Source organism: Pseudomonas sp. 18175 (assembly GCF_050432925.1).
Lineage (GTDB): Bacteria > Pseudomonadota > Gammaproteobacteria > Pseudomonadales > Pseudomonadaceae > Aquipseudomonas.
The window spans coordinates 19,476-41,142 of the sequence record NZ_JBKFTO010000030.1 but is presented as its reverse complement, the minus strand read 5'-3'; the positions used below and the strand labels follow the sequence as shown (position 1 = coordinate 41,142).

Annotated in this window: 24 protein-coding genes, 1 tRNA gene and 1 pseudogene; 6 read left to right on the top strand and 20 right to left on the bottom strand. The window is 57.7% G+C overall.

Annotation, left to right across the window (positions count from 1 at the left end):
- Window positions 1-57: 57 nt before the first annotated feature.
- Entirely contained in the window at window positions 58-2,424 is a 2,367-nt protein-coding gene (bamA, locus tag ACLD1Y_RS28280; RefSeq protein WP_429480966.1) for an outer membrane protein assembly factor BamA, read from the top strand.
- 97 nt (window positions 2,425-2,521) lie between these two features.
- On the top strand, window positions 2,522-3,286 hold the full coding sequence (locus ACLD1Y_RS28275) for a lipopolysaccharide biosynthesis protein (RefSeq protein ID WP_429480965.1): 765 nt from the start codon (window positions 2,522-2,524) through the stop codon (window positions 3,284-3,286).
- A 97-nt stretch (window positions 3,287-3,383) separates the two neighbouring features.
- Here ACLD1Y_RS28275 and ACLD1Y_RS28270 read toward each other — a convergent pair whose 3' ends face one another.
- A complete protein-coding gene (locus ACLD1Y_RS28270; protein ID WP_429480964.1) occupies window positions 3,384-3,671 on the bottom strand; it encodes a type II toxin-antitoxin system RelE family toxin in 288 nt (95 codons plus the stop codon).
- Window positions 3,661-3,948, bottom strand: coding sequence for a type II toxin-antitoxin system Phd/YefM family antitoxin (locus ACLD1Y_RS28265; RefSeq protein WP_429480963.1), 288 nt, complete (start codon window positions 3,946-3,948; stop codon window positions 3,661-3,663). The genes ACLD1Y_RS28270 and ACLD1Y_RS28265 overlap by 11 nt, the downstream gene beginning before the upstream one ends.
- A gap of 229 nt (window positions 3,949-4,177) precedes the next feature.
- Between ACLD1Y_RS28265 and ACLD1Y_RS28260 the strand changes: the two are divergent.
- Window positions 4,178-4,397, top strand: a pseudogene (locus tag ACLD1Y_RS28260) (tyrosine-type recombinase/integrase); the annotation flags it as partial.
- 76 nt (window positions 4,398-4,473) lie between these two features.
- On the opposite strand, the gene ACLD1Y_RS28255 reads toward ACLD1Y_RS28260, so the two are convergent.
- From ACLD1Y_RS28255 to thrS, 9 genes are all read right to left on the bottom strand, one after another.
- A tRNA-Pro gene (locus ACLD1Y_RS28255) sits at window positions 4,474-4,550 on the bottom strand.
- A gap of 90 nt (window positions 4,551-4,640) precedes the next feature.
- Window positions 4,641-4,997: a MerR family transcriptional regulator gene (locus tag ACLD1Y_RS28250; protein ID WP_010209127.1), complete on the bottom strand. Its 357-nt coding sequence runs from the start codon at window positions 4,995-4,997 to the stop codon at window positions 4,641-4,643.
- Entirely contained in the window at window positions 4,978-5,280 is a 303-nt protein-coding gene (ihfA, locus tag ACLD1Y_RS28245) for an integration host factor subunit alpha (RefSeq protein ID WP_002553164.1), read from the bottom strand. Before ihfA ends, ACLD1Y_RS28250 begins: the two co-directional genes overlap by 20 nt.
- A 3-nt stretch (window positions 5,281-5,283) precedes the next feature.
- The gene (gene pheT / locus ACLD1Y_RS28240; RefSeq protein ID WP_429480962.1) at window positions 5,284-7,662 is read right to left on the bottom strand and encodes a phenylalanine--tRNA ligase subunit beta; all 2,379 of its coding nucleotides are present in this window, start codon (window positions 7,660-7,662) and stop codon (window positions 5,284-5,286) included.
- Window positions 7,663-7,688: 26 nt separating this feature from the next.
- A complete protein-coding gene (gene pheS, locus ACLD1Y_RS28235; protein ID WP_017737822.1) occupies window positions 7,689-8,705 on the bottom strand; it encodes a phenylalanine--tRNA ligase subunit alpha in 1,017 nt (338 codons plus the stop codon).
- Between the two features lie 109 nt (window positions 8,706-8,814).
- The gene (gene rplT / locus ACLD1Y_RS28230; protein WP_003174975.1) at window positions 8,815-9,171 is read right to left on the bottom strand and encodes a 50S ribosomal protein L20; all 357 of its coding nucleotides are present in this window, start codon (window positions 9,169-9,171) and stop codon (window positions 8,815-8,817) included.
- Window positions 9,172-9,201: 30 nt separating this feature from the next.
- Window positions 9,202-9,396: a 50S ribosomal protein L35 gene (rpmI, locus tag ACLD1Y_RS28225; RefSeq protein ID WP_002553160.1), complete on the bottom strand. Its 195-nt coding sequence runs from the start codon at window positions 9,394-9,396 to the stop codon at window positions 9,202-9,204.
- Window positions 9,397-9,456: 60 nt separating this feature from the next.
- The gene (gene infC, locus ACLD1Y_RS28220) at window positions 9,457-10,008 is read right to left on the bottom strand and encodes a translation initiation factor IF-3 (protein WP_169850653.1); all 552 of its coding nucleotides are present in this window, start codon (window positions 10,006-10,008) and stop codon (window positions 9,457-9,459) included.
- Window positions 10,008-11,930, bottom strand: a complete 1,923-nt coding sequence (gene thrS / locus ACLD1Y_RS28215) for a threonine--tRNA ligase (RefSeq protein WP_429480961.1) — start codon at window positions 11,928-11,930, stop codon at window positions 10,008-10,010. The genes infC and thrS overlap by 1 nt, the downstream gene beginning before the upstream one ends.
- 365 nt (window positions 11,931-12,295) lie before the next feature.
- Between thrS and ACLD1Y_RS28210 the strand changes: the two genes are divergently transcribed.
- Both ACLD1Y_RS28210 and ACLD1Y_RS28205 read left to right on the top strand, forming a co-directional pair.
- A complete protein-coding gene (locus ACLD1Y_RS28210; protein WP_429480960.1) occupies window positions 12,296-12,610 on the top strand; it encodes a hypothetical protein in 315 nt (104 codons plus the stop codon).
- Between the two features lie 289 nt (window positions 12,611-12,899).
- Entirely contained in the window at window positions 12,900-13,112 is a 213-nt protein-coding gene (locus tag ACLD1Y_RS28205) for a cold-shock protein (RefSeq protein ID WP_003234260.1), read from the top strand.
- Between the two features lie 73 nt (window positions 13,113-13,185).
- On the opposite strand, the gene ACLD1Y_RS28200 is transcribed toward ACLD1Y_RS28205, so the two are convergent.
- Both ACLD1Y_RS28200 and ACLD1Y_RS28195 read right to left on the bottom strand, forming a co-directional pair.
- On the bottom strand, window positions 13,186-13,506 hold the full coding sequence (locus ACLD1Y_RS28200) for an I78 family peptidase inhibitor (protein ID WP_429480959.1): 321 nt from the start codon (window positions 13,504-13,506) through the stop codon (window positions 13,186-13,188).
- A gap of 144 nt (window positions 13,507-13,650) precedes the next feature.
- Window positions 13,651-13,959 (bottom strand): hypothetical protein, encoded by a 309-nt coding sequence (locus tag ACLD1Y_RS28195; protein ID WP_429480958.1) that lies wholly within the window; start codon window positions 13,957-13,959, stop codon window positions 13,651-13,653.
- Window positions 13,960-14,129: 170 nt separating this feature from the next.
- Here ACLD1Y_RS28195 and ACLD1Y_RS28190 point away from each other — a divergent pair, with 170 nt between their 5' ends.
- Window positions 14,130-14,342 (top strand): hypothetical protein, encoded by a 213-nt coding sequence (locus ACLD1Y_RS28190; RefSeq protein ID WP_032886978.1) that lies wholly within the window; start codon window positions 14,130-14,132, stop codon window positions 14,340-14,342.
- A gap of 33 nt (window positions 14,343-14,375) precedes the next feature.
- Here ACLD1Y_RS28190 and ACLD1Y_RS28185 read toward each other — a convergent pair whose 3' ends face one another.
- From ACLD1Y_RS28185 to ACLD1Y_RS28155, 7 genes are read right to left on the bottom strand one after another with little or no spacing between them, the layout of a single operon-like run.
- Window positions 14,376-15,404 carry a nucleoside hydrolase gene (locus ACLD1Y_RS28185; RefSeq protein ID WP_429480957.1) on the bottom strand — a complete coding sequence of 343 codons (1,029 nt, stop codon included), beginning with the start codon at window positions 15,402-15,404 and terminating at the stop codon, window positions 14,376-14,378.
- A gap of 26 nt (window positions 15,405-15,430) precedes the next feature.
- Window positions 15,431-15,835 carry a D-ribose pyranase gene (rbsD, locus tag ACLD1Y_RS28180; RefSeq protein ID WP_429480956.1) on the bottom strand — a complete coding sequence of 135 codons (405 nt, stop codon included), beginning with the start codon at window positions 15,833-15,835 and terminating at the stop codon, window positions 15,431-15,433.
- On the bottom strand, window positions 15,832-16,749 hold the full coding sequence (gene rbsK, locus ACLD1Y_RS28175; RefSeq protein ID WP_429480955.1) for a ribokinase: 918 nt from the start codon (window positions 16,747-16,749) through the stop codon (window positions 15,832-15,834). The genes rbsD and rbsK overlap by 4 nt, the downstream gene beginning before the upstream one ends.
- Before the next feature lie 23 nt (window positions 16,750-16,772).
- Entirely contained in the window at window positions 16,773-17,795 is a 1,023-nt protein-coding gene (locus ACLD1Y_RS28170; RefSeq protein ID WP_429480954.1) for a LacI family DNA-binding transcriptional regulator, read from the bottom strand.
- Between the two features lie 3 nt (window positions 17,796-17,798).
- Complete coding sequence (locus ACLD1Y_RS28165) at window positions 17,799-18,776, bottom strand: ABC transporter permease (protein WP_185704152.1); 978 nt, start codon at window positions 18,774-18,776, stop codon at window positions 17,799-17,801.
- The gene (locus ACLD1Y_RS28160) at window positions 18,773-20,326 is read right to left on the bottom strand and encodes a sugar ABC transporter ATP-binding protein (RefSeq protein WP_429480953.1); all 1,554 of its coding nucleotides are present in this window, start codon (window positions 20,324-20,326) and stop codon (window positions 18,773-18,775) included. The genes ACLD1Y_RS28165 and ACLD1Y_RS28160 overlap by 4 nt, the downstream gene beginning before the upstream one ends.
- A 57-nt stretch (window positions 20,327-20,383) precedes the next feature.
- Complete coding sequence (locus ACLD1Y_RS28155; protein ID WP_429480952.1) at window positions 20,384-21,337, bottom strand: sugar ABC transporter substrate-binding protein; 954 nt, start codon at window positions 21,335-21,337, stop codon at window positions 20,384-20,386.
- Window positions 21,338-21,667 lie beyond the last annotated feature (330 nt).

Below are 21,667 nucleotides of genomic sequence, written 5' to 3'. Positions count from 1 at the left end.
ATTCACCAGTCCGGCCGCGCCGGCGCTGCTTGTCGATGTGTTCTGGAAAAGATCTTGATGAATTTTTCGCGCCTGCTCTGCTCGGTTGCGCTGCTGCTCAATGCCTCCCTGGCACTCGCCCAGGGTTTCAAAATCTCGGATATTCGAATCAACGGCCTGCAACGGGTGTCGGCGGGCAGCGTGTTTGGCGCCTTGCCCCTCAACGTCGGCGACGAAGCGGACGACCGACGCCTGGTGGACTCCACCCGCGCTCTGTTCAAGACCGGCTACTTCCAAGACATCCAACTGAGCCGCGAAGGCGATGTGCTGATTATCAATGTAGTCGAGCGCCCTTCGGTTGCCAGCATTGAGTTCGAGGGCAACAAGGCCATTTCCACCGAAGACTTGATGAAGGGCATGAAGCAGTCCGGCCTGGCCGAGGGTGAGATTTTCCAGCGCGCCACCCTGGAAGGTGTACGCAACGAGTTGCAGCGCCAGTACGTTGCCCAAGGGCGTTACTCGGCGTCGGTGGAGACCGAAGTGGTGGCCCAGCCGCGCAACCGGGTGGGCGTGAAGATCAAGATCAATGAGGGCGAAGTGGCGTCGATCCAGCACATCAACGTGGTGGGCAACACGGTATTCCCCGATGAAGCGCTGATCGACCAGTTCAGCCTCAAGACCAGCAACTGGCTGTCGTTCTTCAAGAATGACGACAAGTACGCACGGGAAAAACTTTCCGGTGACCTGGAGCGGTTGCGCTCGTATTACCTGGACCGTGGCTACATCAACATGGATATCGCCTCGACCCAGGTGTCCATGACGCCCGACAAGAAGCACGTCTATATCACCGTGAATATCCAGGAAGGCCAGAAATACACGGTGCGTGCGGTGAAGCTCAGTGGCGAGCTCAAAGTGCCCGAAGACCAGGTGCAGTCACTGCTGCTGGTGCAAAAGGGCCAGGTGTTCTCGCGCAAGCTGATGACCACCACCTCGGAGCTGATCACCCGTCGCCTGGGCAATGAGGGCTACACCTTTGCCAACGTCAGCGGCGTGCCCCAAGCGGATGACAAGGACCACACGGTGGACATCACCTTCGCCGTCGACCCCGGCAAGCGTGCCTACGTCAACCGGCTCAATTTTCGCGGCAATACCAAGACCGACGACAAAGTGCTGCGCCGCGAGATGCGCCAGATGGAAGGCGGCTGGGCCTCGACCTACCTGATCGATCAGTCCAAGGTACGCCTGGAGCGCCTGGGTTTCTTCAAGGAGGTCAACGTCGAAACCCCCGCCGTGGCAGGTATGGACGACCAGCTGGATGTGAACTACGCCGTAGAAGAACAAGCGTCGGGGTCGATCACCGCCAGCGTCGGCTTTGCCCAAAGCGCCGGCCTGATCCTGGGTGGCTCGATCACCCAGAACAACTTCCTCGGCACCGGCAACTACGCAAGCCTGGGGTTGACCCGCTCGGAGTACCAGAGCAAGTACAACATTGGCTTTACCGACCCGTACTTCACCCCGGACGGTGTGAGCCTGGGCTACAACGCGTTCTACAGCAAGACCGACTACAACAAGTACTACGATGATGGGGTCTCGTATTACGCGATCAACAGCTACGGCCTGGGCGCGACCCTGGGTTACCCGATCAATGAAACCTCGCGCCTGAGCTTTGGCCTGACGGCCCAGCACGACAGCATTGAGCCGGGTACCTACAGCGCCGATGAAATCTATGATTTTGTCGAGCGCGAAGGCAAGGACTTCACCAACTTCAAGGCTAACCTTGGCTGGTCGGAATCAACGCTGAACAAGGGCGTGCTGGCCACTCGCGGGTATTCGCAGAACCTTAACTTGATGGTGACGGTGCCCGGCAGCGACCTGAGCTTCTACAAGATCGACTACACCGGGCAGTCCTACGTGCCCGTCACCAACAGCACCACCCTGCGATTTCACACCAAGCTTGGCTACGGCAACGGCTATGGCTCCACAGACAGCCTGCCCTTCTACGAAACCTACACGGCGGGTGGCGAAGGCACCGTACGCGGTTTTGAAAGCGGCACCCTTGGCCCGCGCAACACCCCGGCCACCGGCACCTATTCCAGCGCCGGCCAGGCGTATTACTCGGACCGCGATACCGAAGCGCTGGGCGGCAATATCCTGATCACCGGAGGGGTGGAATACTTGTTCCCGGTGCCGTTCATCAAAGACAACAAGTCGGTGCGCACCTCACTGTTCTGGGACGTAGGCTCGGTGTATTCGGACAAGTGCTACCTCAGCACCACCCAGGGCTGTGGCAGCGTTGACCTGAACCAGATGGCCAGTTCGGTGGGCGTTGGGGTGACCTGGTACAGCCCTCTGGGGCCGCTGAGCGTGAACCTGGCGTACCCGATCAAGACGCCTGAGAACGCAGATAAGCAGGTGTTTCAGTTCTCGATGGGGCAAACGTTCTGACGGCAGGTTTGTGTAGTTTTCTTCATGAAAAGAACTGCGTGAGCCCTATAGAGTCCGGTGCAGTCCGCATTGTCACTACAGAGCACGGCAGGGTCCGATGGAAAAGCTCTCTCCTCGATTGAACGCTTTTGATGCCTGCCGAAATACGCAAACCGGCGCAGTGTTCATCATTGCGTCCGGCCTGTCGGCTCAGTCGTTCCCCCTCGAACAATTCGCCCATGTGCCAATGATCACGATGAATGGCGCCATTTCGATGTTCTTGGGCACCGACGTCAAACCCTTGTTTTACACCTGCACCGATACGGGTTTTCCCCAACAACAGCCGGACTTATTCAATTACGCGATGACCGTCAGCCAAAACGTCGCGTTACGGAAGGAACACGCGCAGTCGTTGGGTATTCACCCGGCTGGGCGCCTTTACCCGTTGTCCAAGGCCAAGAGACCGTCCTGGTTCGATTCTGTGCGAGGTAAACACAGAGAGCTGATTGCCAATCTTCCCCTACCCGGCCTTCGCCAACGCCCTATTGGGTTCAGCAAGGACATGAGCAAAGGCTTCTTTGATGCACGAACCGTGGCCTACCTGACGCTGCAGCTGGCGTACCACCTCGGCTTCTCCAAGGTGTTTATGGTGGGCGTTGACCTGAACGAAAAATCGGGAAGGTTTTATGAGAGCCACGAGTCCATCAAATCCCCTTGCGGGCTTGATCAGCACTACTACACCCGGATATTGCCGTCGTTTGAGTTGATGGCCAGTAAAGTCGTGAGGGATGGCTTTAGGGTTTACAACGTTTCTGAGTGCTCAAGGATTCCGCAGAGCGTGGTTCCGCGGGTGAGGTTGGGAGAAGTTGAGGGGATGCTTTAGTGGGTTGTGAAGCGTTGTGAAAACCGCAAACGAAAAAGGGGGCCAATCACCTAAGTGATTGGCCCCCTTTCAAAATATGGTCGGGACGGGAACCAGCCTACCGTTTCCCTGCCTGCTGATACACCGAACTTCGCTCCCTCTTGCCGATGGCCAGCACCAGAATGACAATTCGCTCATCCTCAACGCGATACACCAGCCGGTAACCGGCGCCTCGCAATTTGATCTTGTAGCAATCCTTCATTCCGTGAAGCGCATCACTTGGCACTCGCGGGCCTGCCTGCCGCTCCTGGAGCTTTTTCAGAAACTGGAGGCGGATTGTGCCGTCAAGCTTTCGCAATTCTTTCAGTGCCTTCGGATCCCACTCGACCTCGTACTCAACGCCCATTGGCTATATCTGCCTCGGCCTCGCCAATCAGATCGTCGAGAGATACTCGAACAGGTGTTTCGTTGGCGTCGAGCCGTGCCTTGACCAGTTGGACCAGTTCCAGTTCGTCCAGGCGCGCTACCATGGCCTCGTAGACATTTGCAGGAACCATGTAGCCCATAACGCGATTGTGGTTCAGCACGGCCACGGGCAGGCCGTTGGCACCACTCAAGACGGAGGAGGGATTCTTCTTGAGTTCAGATACGCTGACGGCCACATCGGCCAGAATATTTTGCATAGATAAGACTCCTATATCGGTCTTTATTCTGGTCTTTTTATTTAGATGTGGCAAGCGCGTGCCGGACGCTCAGAACATGCTTGGGCATTTATAGAGATTGATCGCCGAGCTGCCGAGGCGCAATCCAAGTACGAGCTTGGACCTAGCGCCAGGCTTTGTTTTCGATAGGGGAGAACATTGATGCCAAAGTAAGTTTCGCTGGACGTATCCCGCTCTGATTTCAAGGCTAGGGGTCAGAGTTTTCCGGGTTCACGATTTGAAACACACCCAGCAGAAGGCTATGTGCGGCAAACGTGATAAAGGAGGATCAGAAGGCATTGCAAGGGCATAAGAACGACAGCATCACGAGCCACTATTCTACAGCTGAATTGCAGTGCCTGATTGAGGCTGCAAACAAAGTGTCGGCAACTGACTCTCGCGGGCCAGCGCTGACCATCTTGAGGAGATAAACCGTATGCCCCCGCAAAAGTCACTACCCGTAAAAAAGCCGAACTGGTTAGAGTTCGGCTAAGTTACTGAAAAATATGGTCGGGACGGAGTGATTCGAACACTCGACCCCTAGCACCCCATGCTAGTGCGCTACCGGACTGCGCTACGCCCCGACTAGGCGTGTTACTGGGTTTGCTTCGCAACGAAGCGATCAGGAATATACCGCAAGCTTTTGAAATGTGGAAGTATTTTAAAAGCCGGATTTATTTCTTCAAAACCACCAGCACATCTTCGAGCTCGGCGATCATCTGGCGGATCATTTGCTTGTATTGGGTGGTGTCGTCTTTGGCCTCATCACCGGACATACGCTGGCGCGCTCCGCTGATGGTGAACCCTTGGTCGTACAGCAACGCACGGATCTGTCGGATCATCAGCACATCCTGGCGCTGATAATACCGACGGTTCCCGGTACGTTTGACGGGGTTGAGTTGAGGAAACTCCTGCTCCCAATAGCGCAGCACGTGCGGTTTTACCGCACAAAGCTCGCTGACTTCACCAATGGTGAAGTAGCGTTTGCCTGGGATGACGGGTAGCTCGTCGTTATGACTTGGTTCCAGCATAAGCCTCAACTCGGGCCTTCAACTTCTGCCCTGGACGAAAGGTGACCACACGGCGAGCCGTGATCGGGATTTCTTCTCCCGTTTTTGGATTGCGGCCAGGCCGCTGGCGTTTGTCCCGCAGATCAAAATTGCCGAAACCGGACAATTTGACCTGCTCGTTGTCTTCCAGAGCGTGTCTGATTTCTTCAAAGAACAGCTCGACCAATTCCTTGGCCTCGCGCTTGTTCAGACCCAACTCTTCGTACAGACGTTCCGCCATCTCAGCTTTCGTCAAAGCCCCCATACGTCACTTCCTTAACGTGGCGTTCAACCTTTGTTCGAGCGAGGTGAGGATATTTTGTGTCGTGGTATTCACCTCATCGTCATTAAGAGTGCGCGATGGATGCTGCCAGGTCAAGCCAACGGCAAGGCTTTTTCTATGCGGATCAATACCTTTACCCTGATAGACGTCAAATAGCCTGAGGTCTGTCAGCCATTCCCCTGCATTTTCACGGATTACATCCAGAACGGCAGTGGCGGCCACTTCACGGTCGGCGATCAGCGCCAGGTCGCGGCGCACTTCAGGGAAGCGCGACAGCTCGCTGAATTTCGGCATCTTGCCCGAAGCCACTTCGGCCAGGACTAATTCGAATACAAACACCGGACGGTCAAGACCCAGGGTTTTCGACAGCTCTGGGTGGATGGCACCGACGAAACCGACCAAACGACCTTCACGCTCAATGCGCGCAGTCTGGCCCGGATGCAGCGCCGGGTGACTGCCAGGCAGGAAGGTGAAGGCATCCAATGCACCGGCGAAGCCCAGTACTGCTTCCACGTCAGCCTTGACGTCGAAGAAGTCCACGGCATCACGGCCTTGCGCCCAGCCTTCCGGCAGACGGCTACCGCAGACTACGCCAGCCAGCATCGGCTCTTGCTTCAAGCCATCCAACTGACCGACAAAACGCAGGCCGCTTTCGAACATGCGCACGCGGTCTTGCTGACGGTTCAGGTTGTGGGAAAGTGCTTTCACCAGACCTGGCCACAGCGACGAACGCATGGCAGCCATGTCGTTGGAGATCGGGTTAGCCAGCAACAGCGGTTCGACGCCTGGGTTGAACAGTTCGAACTGCTTGGGATCGATGAAGCTGTAAGTCACGGCTTCCTGATAACCGCGGGCCACCAGCAGACGGCGCAGCTCCGGCAGGTGCGCACGCGCCTCGGCCTTGGGTTGTGGCGCCAGACGCGCTTGTGGGTAACGAACCGGCAGGCGGTTGTAACCATACAAACGGGCCAATTCTTCGATCAGGTCGACTTCCAGGCTGATATCGAAACGATGGCTTGGTACTTCAACCTTCCACTGCCCTTCCCCGCTTACAGAGATGGCCAGACCGAGGGCAGACAGTAGTTGCTCGATTTCAGCCGGTTCGATCACCAGGCCCAGCATCTGCTCAACGCTTTTGGCACGCAGGGTGATCGGCGCAACGGACGGCAGGTACTGTTCGTTGACGGTTTCGGTGATTGGGCCAGCTTCGCCACCGGTGATTTCCAGCAGCAGGCCAGTGGCGCGCTCCATGGCTTCACGGGCCAGCTTCCAGTCCACGCCACGCTCGTAGCGGTGCGAAGCATCGGTGTGCAGGCCGTAGGAACGGGCCTTGCCAGCGATAGCGATCTGGTCGAAGAACGCGCTTTCAAGGAATACGTCGCGGGTGGTCGCGGACACACCGCTGTGCTCGCCACCCATCACGCCAGCAATCGCCAGGGCACGGGAATGGTCGGCAATGACCAAGGTATCGGCACGCAGGCTGACTTCCTGGCCATCCAGCAGAACCAGCTTCTCGCCTTCTTCGGCCATGCGTACGCGGATGCCACCGTTGATTTCGGCGAGATCGAAGGCATGCAGCGGTTGGCCCAGCTCCAGCATTACGTAGTTGGTGATATCGACGGCAGCGTCGATGCTGCGCACGTCGGCGCGACGCAGACGCTCAACCATCCACAGCGGCGTAGGCTTGGACAGGTCGACGTTACGAATCACACGGCCCAGGTAACGCGGGCAGGCGTTGGGTGCGATGACTTCGATCGGGCGCACTTCGTCGTGCACGGCCGGCACAGCAGCAACCACTGGACGGGTGACCGGCGCGTTGTAAAGCGCGCCCACTTCACGGGCCAAGCCAGCCAGGGACAAGCAGTCGCCGCGGTTCGGGGTCAGGTCGACCTCGATGCTGGCGTCTTCAAGCTCCAGGTAAACACGGATGTCCTGACCTACTGGCGCGTCGGCCGGCAGTTCCATCAGCCCATCGTTGCCCTCGCCCACTTGCAGCTCGGACTGGGAGCACAGCATGCCGTTGGACTCAACGCCACGCAGTTTGGCTTTCTTGATCTTGAAGTCGCCTGGCAATTCGGCACCGATCATGGCGAACGGAATCTTCAGGCCCGGACGCACGTTTGGCGCACCGCACACGACCTGGAAGGTTTCCGTACCACTGCTGACCTGGCACACACGCAGTTTGTCGGCATCCGGGTGCTGCTCGGTGCTCAGCACCTCACCCACGACAACGCCGCTGAAAACACCGGCGGCCGGCGTAACGCTATCGACCTCAAGACCGGCCATCGACAGACGAGCAACCAGCTCGTCGCGATCTACCTGCGGGCTTACCCAGCCACGCAGCCATTGTTCACTGAATTTCATCCTGCTCTCCTAAAGATTCGTTACGACTAGCGAAATTGCGCGAGGAACCGCAAGTCGTTGTCGAAGAACAGACGCAAGTCGTTCACGCCGTAACGCAGCATGGCCAGACGCTCAACGCCCATGCCGAAGGCAAAGCCCGAGAATTCTTCTGGGTCGATCCCAGACATGCGCAGCACGTTAGGGTGAACCATGCCGCAGCCCATCACTTCCAGCCAGCCGGTCTGCTTGCAGACGCGGCAGCCTTTACCGCTGCACATCACGCATTCCATGTCGACTTCAGCGGACGGCTCGGTGAACGGGAAGAACGATGGACGGAAACGCACCGCCAGCTCCTTCTCGAAGAACACCCGCAGGAACTCTTCGATGGTGCCTTTGAGGTCGGCGAAGTTGATATCGCGATCAACCAGCAGGCCTTCGACCTGGTGGAACATCGGCGAGTGGGTAATATCGGAGTCGCTACGGTACACACGGCCTGGGCAGACAATGCGGATCGGCGGCTTGTTCGCTTCCATGGTGCGGACCTGTACCGGCGAGGTATGGGTGCGCAACAGCATGTTTGCGTTGAAATAGAAGGTGTCGTGCATCGACCGGGCCGGGTGATGGCCTGGGATGTTGAGCGCCTCGAAGTTGTGGTAGTCGTCTTCGACCTCAGGGCCTTCGGCAATGCCGTAGCCAATATGGGTGAAGAACTGCTCGATACGTTCCAGAGTCCGGGTAATCGGATGCAGGCCGCCCGAGGCCTGGCCACGACCAGGCAAGGTTACGTCAATGGACTCGGCGGCGAGTTTGGCCGCTAGATCGGCCTCCTCCATCGTCGCCTTGCGCGCATTGAGCACCTCTGTAACACGCTCCTTGGCGACGTTGATCAGCGCACCGACTTGCGGACGCTCTTCAGCCGGCAAATTCCCCAGGGTCTTCATCACCTGAGTCAATTCACCTTTTTTACCAAGGTAGTGAACCCGGATTTGCTCCAGGGCATTGATATCTTCAGCGCTTTGCACAGCCTCAAGAGCTTGAGCGACGAGCGCGTCCAGGTTTTCCATGTACAGACTCCAGATACAAAATAGGGGAAGAGCTTGAAGGCTCTTCCCCTATTTAAGACGTTTACCACCTTGGGCTACAGGAGCAGCCCAGGGTGATTGTCGGGGGTACTTAAGCCAAGGTGGCTTTAGCTTTCTCGACAATCGCAGCAAACACCGCTTTTTCGTTCACTGCCAGTTCGGCCAGAACCTTACGGTCGATCTCGATGGAAGCTTTTTTCAGGCCAGCGATGAAACGGCTGTAGGACAGACCGTTAACACGAGCACCAGCGTTGATACGAGCGATCCACAGAGCGCGGAACTGACGTTTTTTCTGACGACGGTCGCGGTAGGCGTATTGGCCTGCCTTGATTACCGCTTGCTTGGCAACACGGAATACGCGTGAACGCGCGCCGTAGTAGCCTTTAGCAAGTTTCAGAATTTTTTTGTGACGTTTACGGGCAATGACGCCACGCTTTACACGAGCCATGAGTTACTTCCTCTATTCTTGATCCAAAAATTAACGAAGGCGCAGCATGCGCTCGACTTTTGCCACGTCAGACGGATGCAGCAAGCTGCTACCGCGCAGTTGACGCTTACGCTTGGTCGACATTTTGGTCAGGATGTGGCTCTTGAAAGCGTGCTTGTGCTTGATACCGTTAGCAGTTTTCAGAAACCGCTTAGCAGCACCACTTTTAGTCTTCATCTTTGGCATGTTCGGATACTCCGCATTCAGTTGATAAACATAATCAGAAGGCCTGCCGTGCCCTGTTGATTACTTCTTCTTTTTCGGGGCGATGACCATGATCAGCTGGCGTCCTTCCATCTTAGGATGCTGTTCGACCGAACCGTACTCGAGCAGGTCAGCTTCAACCCGCTTGAGGAGTTCCATCCCCAGCTCCTGGTGGGCCATCTCACGGCCGCGGAATCGCAAGGATACCTTGGCCCTGTCCCCATCACTCAGGAAACGTACCAGGTTGCGCAGTTTTACCTGGTAATCCCCTTCCTCCGTCCCTGGACGAAACTTGATTTCTTTTACTTGAATCTGCTTCTGGTTCTTCTTCGCCGCAGCAATCTGCTTCTTCTTCTCGAAGATCGACTTGCCGTAGTCCATCACCCGGCAAACAGGCGGGACTGCGTCGGCGGAGATTTCCACCAGGTCCAATTTGGACTCTTCAGCGATACGAAGCGCTTCATCAATCGAGACGATGCCAATCTGCTCGCCGTCAGCGCCAATTAACCGAACCTCGCGTGCCGAGATATTCTCGTTGATCGGGGCTTTCGGTGCAGCTCGTTTATCTTGTCTCATTTCACGCTTAATAATAATTACTCCGAATCTGGGCGACCACGCCGGGAAACCGCTTGCGCGAGGAACTCAGCGAACTGGGCGACGGGCATCGAGCCCAGGTCAGCACCTTCACGAGTACGCACAGCGACAGTCTGCATCTCGACTTCCCGATCTCCGATAACCAAAAGATAGGGAACCTTGAGCAAAGTATGCTCGCGGATTTTAAAGCCGATCTTTTCATTTCTCAAGTCGGACTTGGCACGAAACCCGCTTTCGTTGAGAGTTTTTTCAACTTCGGCGGCAAAATCTGCCTGTTTATCAGTGATATTCATGATCACTGCCTGGGTCGGAGCCAGCCACGCAGGGAATGCACCCTCGTAGTGCTCGATCAGGATACCGACGAACCGTTCGAACGAGCCAAGGATCGCCCGGTGCAGCATAACCGGGTGTTTACGGCTGTTGTCTTCGGAGACGTATTCGGCTCCCAGACGGATCGGCAGGTTAAAATCGAGCTGGAGAGTACCACACTGCCAGACACGGCCAAGGCAATCTTTCAGCGAGAACTCGATCTTAGGACCGTAGAAAGCCCCCTCACCCGGCTGCAGATCGTACGCAAGGCCCGCACTGTCTAGCGCTGCGGCCAGTGCAGCTTCGGCGCGATCCCACAGCTCGTCGGAACCGACGCGTTTTTCCGGACGAGTGGACAGCTTCATCTCGACTTCGGTAAAGCCGAAATCGCGATAAACGTCCATGGTCAACTTGATGAACGCAGCGGATTCAGCCTGCATCTGCTCTTCAGTGCAGAAGATGTGCGCGTCGTCCTGAGTAAAGCCACGCACACGCATGATGCCGTGCAGCGCACCCGAAGGCTCGTTACGGTGGCAAGCACCGAACTCGGCCAAACGCATCGGCAGCTCGCGGTAGCTCTTCAAGCCTTGGTTGAACACCTGCACGTGGCACGGGCAGTTCATGGGCTTGATGGCGTAGTCGCGGTTTTCCGACTGAGTGGTGAACATGTTGTCGGCGTAGTTGGCCCAGTGCCCGGATTTCTCCCACAGGCTGCGGTCAACGACCTGGGGAGTCTTGATCTCCAGGTAGCCGTTGTCGCGCTGAACCTTGCGCATGTACTGCTCAAGTACCTGGTACAGGGTCCAGCCGTTCGGGTGCCAGAACACCATGCCCGGCGCTTCTTCCTGGAGGTGGAACAGGTTCAGGCGTTTGCCGATCTTGCGGTGGTCACGTTTCTCGGCTTCTTCGATGCGCTGGATGTAGGCGGCCAGCTGCTTCTTGTCAGCCCAGGCAGTGCCGTAGATGCGCTGCAGTTGCTCGTTCTTCGCATCGCCACGCCAGTAGGCGCCGGACAACTTGGTCAGCTTGAACGACTTGAGGAAACGCGTATTCGGCACGTGCGGGCCACGGCACATGTCGACGTATTCTTCGTGGTAGTACAGGCCCATGGCCTGTTCGTCCGGCATGTCTTCTACCAGACGCAACTTGTAGTCTTCGCCACGGGCAGTGAACACATCGATCACTTCGGCGCGCGGCGTGACTTTCTTGATCACGTCGTAATCTTTTTCGATCAACGCATGCATGCGCTGCTCGATCGCAGCCAGATCGTCCGGGGTGAAAGGACGCTCATAGGCGATGTCGTAATAGAAGCCTTCGTCAATGACCGGACCGATCACCATTTTTGCCGTCGGGTACAGCTGCTTGACCGCATGGCCAATCAGGTGAGCGCAAGAGTGGCGAATGATCTCCAACCCCTCTTGATCCTTGGGCGTGATGATTTGCAGGCTGGCATCGGTGGTGATCAGGTCGCTGGCATCAACCAGCTTGCCGTCGACCTTGCCGGCAACGGTGGCCTTGGCCAGGCCTGCACCAATGGATGCGGCGACCTCGGCTACGGAAACCGGATGATCGAATGAACGTTGACTGCCGTCGGGAAGAGTAATAGTTGGCATGGCGCCTCCTCTCCTAGTGGTGACCCCTACCAAAGGTCACGTGGGTTGGGATGAGCCAGTACAAGATCCAATACCAGGCCGTTCAGAGATGAACGCCTGCCTTACAGCGGCAGGAGCCTTTCGGCCAACCGATAATCGAACCAGAGTGACTGGAGTGAGCTAAAAAAACATGGCAAGGCGGCAAATGGCACGCCTGGGAATAGCCAGGCCGAGGATGCTAGCACAGATGAACGGTCACCGCGCCGACGCTACCCCACGTAATGACAAATTCCCGGCTTTGTAGCTGCAAAACGGAACTTGAGCTGTACGCAATGCCTCAAACCCACTGAGAATCGCCGTTCGTCCTCGACCCAAAGGAGCATCCCATGATGCGTTTTACCTCTACTCTCGCTCTCGCCGCATCCCTGACCCTTATCTCACTCGGCGCCCAGGCAGCAGCCCCGTCGAACTGGCCAGCCGGTGCCCGCGACAGCTTCGTCAAAGACTGCAGCGCTGCAGCTAGCCAGAACGTGGACGTCAAAACCGCCAAAGACCATTGCGAATGTGGCGCCGACAAAATTAACGCTGAATTGAGCACGGCGGAAATCAAGGAACTGATGACCAACCAGAACGCCAAACCCGAGCTCAAAAACAAAGCCGTCGCGGCCATTTCGTCCTGCAAAGTCGTGAAGAAAAAGTAAGAACAGCCCCTGATCAGACGGCCGTTTTGCTGAAAAAACCGCCCGAAAACTGCCATTTCTTACAAATTACGCAGCTTTTACGGCTTTTTTTACCAGCTGATATTTCGCGCCAAAGCCCCGTAGATCGGGGCTTTCAGCCGACTCAAGCACTAAACGCAACGCTATTGATTAGCAAACAATGCCTTGGGGGGGCTCCCAAGCCGAACATTTCGACTATGATAGCCCGGTGTGCCCAGTTGGCCTGAGCAGCACAGTACTACTGAAAATATATGTTTCTTGGAGATACACCATGTCTAATCGCCAAACCGGCACCGTTAAATGGTTCAACGATGAAAAAGGCTTCGGCTTCATCACTCCTCAAGGTGGCGGTGACGACCTGTTCGTACACTTCAAAGCTATCGAAAGCGACGGTTTCAAAAGCCTGAAAGAAGGCCAAACCGTTTCCTTCGTGGCTGAGAAAGGCCAAAAGGGTATGCAAGCTGCACAGGTTCGCGGCGAGTAATTCTCCGCTGAGCTAAAAAAACCCCGTCCATGTGACGGGGTTTTTTATGGGTGCTGCAAAAACCAGGAACGACTTAGCCGCAATTGACCCGCGTGATCACCAGATTGTCGTCGGTGTTCAGGTTAAGGCGGTCGGAGCGGTACTCCAGGGTGATCATGTCGTTAGGCTTGAGGATCCGGGCGTTCTGCGCGCCAGCGCGAGTACGGGCCTGTTCCAGCAACTGGGGCGACGCTTTCTGGCCGATGGTGAATTCGGCGGCCTTTGCCTCACAGCGGCTATGACCGGCATCGGCCACGGTGGCGTCTTTGGCTGGCTCAGAGGCACCCGGGGTGCTGCAACCCGCCAACGCGAGTGCTGCCAACAAAGTACCGAATGATGCGAGCTTCCAAGGCATGAAGCCTCCTATGATAAAAAATGGACAGAGATCGTGCGACAGCGGTCTGGCAAATTGGTTTCAAGACGTAAACTGCCGTTGGCCAAGTCTGCCTGACTATCGGCAGGCATTCGCCCGGGCAATCGTGACCAGATATGAACGCAATCAGTAGATGTCGATGTAATCAAACGGCGGCTTTGGCCAATTCTGCTTCAGCGCGTTGAAAATCTGCGTGACCCAGACCTCGTCACTGGCCGCTACATTACCGACATAACCTGAGCCCTTGGCCCAGGTTTCCAGGCGGAACAGCAACCCGTCGATATCCACCCCCCCCACGGCCTTCCCCGACGAGATATACGCGATACCGGCCTTGGTGACCCGCAGTTGGGTGTGTTCGTCGTCACTGGCACTGGCAAGCAGTTGGCGCACGGCGGCCAGGGTGAGGCTCTCGGCGTTATTCAAATCGATCTGCACGTGGAGTTCCCCGTCAATTAAACAGGCAGGCAGTGTCGCACAGCGCCCGCTCCATTCCGAAGCACCTCATGCCTAAGTATCAGTGCCAAACGCGATACAAAATGGTTAACTGCCCCAGTAAGACCCGCTTTTTAGCACTGCCCTGCATTTTCCAGCCCCGTGAGACTTCCATGACCACCGTAACGCTCCAAGCCGATATCAAAGCCAAGTGGCCCCAAGGGCAAAGCTCCTACAGCCCCGGTAGCCCGGAAGAGTTGGCGATCATCGGCATCGACCTGCTGGTCAAGGAATTGGGGACCCAGGCAGCACAAGCATTCATCGGCCAGGTATTCGAAAAGTACCCAGCCGATCACATGGGCGCACATAACCCCGAGCGCGAATAAGAACCGGCCGGCGAACGCCGACCGGCCAGCCGCTTACTTGAGGCGCGCCAGGCGTTCGGTCAGCAGATCGAAGAAGCCCTGGGCGTCGCCATTCTCAACCCAGAACACATTTTTTTCCTGCTTGAGCCCGTCGTACCAGTCGACGATGGTTTGGCCAAAGGTAGGACCTTCGCGACTGTCGACCACCATGTTGGCTTGGCGCCCACTGAACAACGATGGCTTGAGCAGGTAGGCGATGACGGTAGCGTCATGCACCGGGCCACCCGGGATGCCGTAGTGCTCCATGTCACCCTTAACGTATTCATTGAGAATATTACTGACGACTTTGCTGGCGTTGTTATTCAGGTCGGCGATTTTCTTCAAGCGCGCTTCACTGGTCAGCACCTTGTGGGTGACGTCCAGCGGCAGGTAGGTGAGCTTGACACCACTCTTGAGCACAATTTCCGCCGCCACAGGGTCGGCAAACAGGTTGAACTCCGCCACTGGCGTGATATTGCCGCCATTGAAGTGCGCACCACCCATCACCACGACTTCCTTGATGCCTTGGGTGATCTCGGGAGCCTGGCTCAGCGCCAGCGCCAGGTTGGTCTGCGGGCCGAGCATTGCAATTGTGATGCTGTGGGGCTTGGCGGCGCTCAGGGTCTTGATCAGGTAATCCACGGCATTGCCTTCAGACAGGCCTTTTTTCGGCTCATGCACGGTGACGCCGGAAATACCTTCCTTGCCATGGATGTTCTCAGCGTAGATCGGCGTGCGCAGCAGCGGTTTCGGTGCGCCGGCGTATACCGGTATATCCTCCCGCCCTGCCCACTCACGCGCCAACCGTGCGTTGCGGGAAGTCTTGTCCAGGCGCACGTTGCCAGCAACCGTGGTCAATGCACGAATACTCAGCTCCTGCGGGGAGGCCATGGCAAACAGCAACGCCACCACATCGTCGGCGCCTGGGTCGGTGTCGATGATCAGGTCGATTTTTTCCGCCGCCTGGGCGCTTGCAGCAGTCAGTGCGGACAAAAGCAGGACACTCCGAAACAGGTTTCTCAGGATGGGAAGACCACGTTGCATAAAACACTCCTTGTCGCAGGGCTACTTTAGAAGGTTACGCCAGACACCAACGCAATATTGCAGTACGGCTGGCACTCGCCAGTGCGCACCACAGCACGCGCCTTGCGGCTCAACTGCTTGAATTCCTCATGATTGACCAGGCGTCGTTCACCGAGGGCCGCCTGCTCCGTGAGGGTATTGAGCGCGCTCAGTGCCGGTGGCTGCTTGAGCAGGATTTCTTCGGCGAGCACATGGCTTTCCACCTGCATTTCGCTAAGCACAACGCGCAACGTGCTGATGAAGTCCGGAATGCCTTGGGTCAACGCCAGATCAATCAGTTCGACGCCCGGCGGCACCGGCAAACCGGCATCACCGATCACCAGGATATCTCCGTGGCCCAGGGCGGCGATCACGCGCGACAGGGCGATATTGAGCAGTGGGGTCTTTTTCATGGGGACACAAAACCTTGTACGTCATGCAGCGTAGGAATGGAGGGTTGCGCACCGGCGCGGGTCACCGACAACGCCGCCGCAACCTGGCCAAAACGGATCGCCTCGGCTTCGCTTTTGCCACTGGCCAACGCCGCGGCAAAACCGCCGACAAAGGTGTCACCGGCTGCCGTGGTATCCACGGCCTTGACCTTGGGCGCCAGCAGATGCTCATACGCCTGGCCGTCAGTAAATAAAGCGCCTTGTGAGCCCAGCGTGATGATGACCTTGCCCGCGCCGGCTTTGATCAGGTGAGTAGCGGCCAACTTCGCGCTGTCCAGGGAGTCGACCGTAATGCCGCTCAACGCAGTGGCTTCGCTTTCGTTGGGAATCAGGTAATCAACCGAGGCGTACCATTCGGCCGGCAGCGGCGCGCTGGCCGGCGCCGGGTTGAGGATGACCGTCTTGCCCAATTCGCGGCCGCGCTTAAGTGTGAAGCCCACGGTATCCATCGGTACTTCCAACTGGCAGACCACCACATCGGCCGCCTGCAGTACTGCGTCAAACGCCTGCAGCGAAGCTGGCGTCAGCTCACCGTTGGCGCCAGCGACGATCACAATTGCGTTCTGGCTGCTGTCATCCACCACAATCAGCGCCACGCCGCTGGAACCGTCCACGCTGCTGACGGCCTGGCAATCGATCCCCTCCACCCGCAACGCGTTACGCAATTGAGTGCCGTAGGCATCGGTGCCGACGCAGCCAATCATCGCAACATCCGCCCCCAGCCGCGCCGATGCCACCGCCTGGTTGGCGCCCTTGCCGCCGGGCACTGTGGTGAACGTCTGGCCGACCAGGGTTTCACCTGCACGGGGCAACCGGCTGGCGCGGGTGACCAGGTCCATGTTCAAACTGCCTACTACCACTACTTTTGCTGGCATACATCAGTACTCATCAATTCGGTTCAGCGGTATTGGGCGAAGACACCGGCGACGGGCGCCGTGGACTCACGCAATACAATGCTCGGCGTCACAATGCGTTGATCGATCGGCAGTTGGGGTGTAGCAATTCGTTTCAGTAAAAGCTCAGCCGCCGTCTCACCCAATTGCACGATGGACTGTCCGACCGTCGTCAACGCCGGGTAAACGTAACGGCCCATTTGAATATCGTCGAAACCGATCACCGAGAGCTCGCCGGGCACGCGGATATTGCGCTCGGCCGCTGCACGCAACACGCCGAAACCGATCATGTCGTTACTGGCGAAAATTGCGCTGGGCGGGTTTTGCGCCAACAAATGCACGGCGGCGGCATACCCGCCAGTGCTGGTGAAATCGCTTTCTTGGACTCGATTGGTCGCCACCTCCACCCCTGCTTCACGCAGGGCGCGGTGATAGCCCGCCAAACGCATCTGCGCGACACGGGTTCGGGCAGGGCCGCCGATACAGGCGATATCCCGATGCCCCAACTCCAGCAAATGCCGCGTCGCCAGGTAGGCGCCCTCCTCGTGGTCGATGCGCACCAGGTCAACATCAATGCCGTCCAGCGCCCGGTCGACAATCACCATGGGCGTGCGTACCGCGCTCAAGCCGGCGGCCAGGCCACTGTCATCGCCGCCCACCGAGGTAACGATCAGGCCGTCGATGCGCTTCTCAAGCAACACTCGTAAATAGTTGCGCTGCTTTTCGGCGTTGTCGTCGGAATTGCACAGGATCACGCAATAGCCATTACGCTCGCAGTAATCCTCGATACCTCGGGCCAGTTCGGCAAAGTAGGGGTTGAGGCTGTTGGGCACCAGCAAACCGATGGTGGCCGTGGTCTTGGCCTTGAGCGACCGCGCAACGGCACTGGGCACGTAGTCCAGTTGCTTGATCGCCGCTTCAACCTTGATCCGTACCGGCTCACTGACCGGGCGCGTCTTGTTCACCACATGGGACACCGTGGTGTAGGAAATACCCGCAAGCGCTGCCACATCCTTGATCGTTGCCATGGCTCAGCCCCGCCGACTGGCGCGGCGGCTGCGGTAGGTATCGAGGACTACGGCAATCACAATCACGGCACCGGTAATGATGCGCTTGGTGGGTTCCGTCGCGCCGATCTGCGCCAGACCTGCGGCCAATACCGAAATAATCAACACCCCAAAGAAAGTGCTGATAACCGAACCGCGTCCGCCCATCAGGCTGGTGCCGCCGATAACCACCGCTGCGATCACTTGCAGTTCCAGGCCGGAGCCGGCATTCGGATCCGCCGCTTCCAGGCGCGAAATCTGGAACAGCGCTGCCACACCGGCCAACAGGCCCATCAGGCTGAACACCAGGATCTTGTAGGGCTTGGGATTGATCCCCGCCAGGCGCACGGCCTCTTCGTTGGTGCCAATGCCGATCAGGTATCGACCAAACACGGTGCGGGTCAACACCAGTTGGGCGACGATGATCACCAGCAACGCAATAATGAATGAAGGCGAAATACCGAAAGCAACCGGGTTGGACAGCCAAGCAAACGAATCGCCGATATAGGCCGTACGCGAACCGGTCATCTGGTACGCGACGCCACGGGCCATTTCCAATACGCCGAGGGACACGATAAACGACGGAATGCGCCAGGCCACAGTGATCGAACCGGTAATAGTACCGGCCAGTGCCGCACAACCCATGCCCAATACGGCAGCCGGCAATACGCTCCAGCCCCAGCCAAGGATCGCCACACTGACCGCTGACGCCGCCAGCGCCAGCACCGAGCCCACCGACAGGTCAATGCCGCCAATGATCAAAATAAACGTCATGCCGACGGCCAGCACCATCAAATCCGGGATCTGGTTGGCCAGCGTGCTGAAGGTGTCATAGGACAGGAAGTGATCGCTGAGTACCGAGAACAGCGCAATCATCGCCAACAAAGCACCCGCCAGCCCCAGATAGGTGCCCAGGCCGTAGAAGTTGCCGCCGGCTTTACCGGGGGAAGTTGTGGTTTTCATGGGGCATCCCTAAGCACTGCGTCGTTGAGCAGCGCATCACGTTTTTGATAGCCGGCAAAGGCGGCAGCAAGCAATTCGTCCTGGGTCCAGCTGTCACGCTCGAACGTTTCGATCAGGCGCCCGGCAGACAGCACGCCGATGCGGTCACAGATCAACATGAGTTCACGCAGGTCACTGGACACCACCACCAGCGCTTTGCCCTGGCGGGTCAATTCGCCAAGCAAGGCATAGATGTCGAACTTCGCACCGACGTCGATGCCACGGGTTGGCTCATCAAACAGCATCACCGCGCAGTCGCGCTCCAGCCAGCGGCCAATCACCACTTTCTGCTGGTTACCGCCGGACAGCTCGGACACCAACTGTGCCGGGCTGGAACTGCGAATACGCATGGCATCGATCTGGCGTTTGGCCAAAGCCGTTTCGTCGCGGCCATTGACCACCCCGCCACCGGAGATTTCGGGCATGTTGCCCAGCGCGATATTGGCGCTGATGGATTGGGTCAGTAGCAGGCCTTCGCCCTTGCGGTCCTCGGTGATCAGGGCAATGCCATGGCCTACCGCGTCCACCGGCGAACGGATGCTCACCACTTGGGCCGGCGAGCCCAGCGCCACAGTGCCGCTGTCGGCCAGGTCGGCGCCGAAGATCAAGCGCAGCAGCTCGGTACGGCCTGCGCCGATCAAGCCGGAAATGCCATAGATCTCACCAGCACGTACTTCAAAGGACACGTCACGGACTTTGTCCGAACGGGTCAGGCCTTTCACCGTCAGGGCCGGGCCGCCGATGGTGCGTGGGCCCAGGTCAAACTGTTCGCCCAGTTCGCGACCGACCATCAAGGTCACCAGTTGCTCGCTGTTGTAGTTGGCCATCGGCTCGACGCACACCAGCTTGCCGTCACGCAGTACCGCAATGCGCTGGGCGACACGGGCGAGCTCTTCCAGCCGGTGCGAAATATAAATGATCGCCACGCCACGTGCCTGCAGGCGGGTGATTTGTTCAAACAGCATTTCGACTTCACGGGCCGTCAACATGGCCGTGGGTTCGTCGAGGATCAGTACGTGGCAGTCACCGATCAGGTTGCGGGCAATCTCGACCATTTGCTGGTGGCCGATACCGAGGCTGCCGACCAGGGTATCCGGGTCGATGGCGTCCAGGCCGACCTGGGCCATGGCTTCGATGGCGGCCTTGCGCAACTGTTTGCGACTGATCCAGCCACAGTGGCTGGGCAGGTTATCCAGGAACAGGTTTTCGGCCACGGTCAACGTCGGCAGCAGGTTGAGCTCTTGCATAACCATGCGCACGCCCAGTTCTTCAGCCTGGGTACGACTGCCAGGGCGATAGTCCTGACCGTTGAATTGCATGTGCCCGGTGGTTGGTGTGACCAGCCCGCCGATAATCTTCGACAAGGTGCTCTTGCCTGCACCGTTCTCACCGGTCAGCGCCAGCACTTCCCCGCGATTGAGCGTCAGGGTGATGTCGGACAGCACCGGTTGGGCATAGGTCTTGCCGATACCGCTGACCGAGAGGACAGCGTTCGGTGCGGAAGATGACATAGGAAAATCTCCAGGCGCCCGCTCAGGACGAGCGGGCGCTGTTGGGTGCCGCCAGGATTACTTCTTGAGGACGAGTTCGACGGGGGTTTCGATCACGCCGTCTTTGGCATCGACTTTTTCACCCTTGATCAGCTTGAGCGCATTCTGGATACCGAACACGGCCTGATCCTTGGCAGCCTGGTCGGCGGTCGCCAGCACACGGCCATCCTGCAACATCGGCTTGATGGCTTCGATGTTGTCGTAGCCAACCACCAGCACCTTGCCGGCCTTGCCTGCCGCACGTACGGCGGAGACAGCGCCCAGGGCCATGTTGTCGTTACCGGCCAGCAGGGCCTTGAGGTCTGGGTATTCACTCAGCATGGCGGAGGCGACTTTCTGGCCCTGGTCGATTTCCCAGTTACCGGATTGGGTGGACACGATCTTCATGCCGGCGGCATCCATCGCATCCTTGTAGCCTGCAGTGCGCTGCTGAGCGTTGGTGGTGGTGGGTACGCCCTCGATGATGCCGACCTTGTCACCTGCCGTCAGTTGCTTGGCCAGGTAGTCACCCACCAGCTTGGAACCTTTGCGGTTGTCCGGGCCTACGAAGGGGATGTCGAGGTTTTTGCTTTTCAGCACATCCGGGTCCAGGCGGTTGTCGATGTTGACCACCTTGATCCCGGCTTTGGAAGCATCTTCCAGCATCTTTACCAGCGCCTTGGAGTCTGCCGGCGCAATAACGATGGCATCTACCTTGGACAGGATCATCTGCTTGACGATATCAATCTGCGCGCTGGTATCGGTTTCGTTCTTGATCCCGTTGGTGATCATGTCGAAGTCGTTGGCGTGGGCTTTTTGGTAGTCCTTGGCGCCGCCTTGCATGGTCACGAAAAACTCGTTGGCGAGAGATTTCATAACCAGGCCGACCTTGGGTTTGGCGGCGTCAGCGAATGCAGAGGAGAAAGGTAGAGCAGCGGATGCGGCAGCAAGCACAGCGACAGCAAGAAGACGTCCTGCAAATGGCAGCTTCATGGGTTCACTCCGATCTTATGATTATTGTAAGCAACGCTTGCACCGAAGCGTGCTTCGGCAGCCTCCCACCCGGGTGGCTGATACGAGCTATCACGTGGCCCCTGGAGCGCTACGTGAAACATCTCGCAAACGTTTGCGTTATTCAAACTATGCGAATCTTGTCGAGATTTGTCAACGGTAGAAAACAGTCTTTCATGCAATCCCTCTAGCCCCTGCCTTCGCGCCCTGCGATGGGTATTGTTAAACATCGACTGCCCCTGGCCGTTCTCTAAAACGACAGACCAGTACGGCATTGCCACACAGCCGCCCGAGCCAGCCGATGAACCTTTT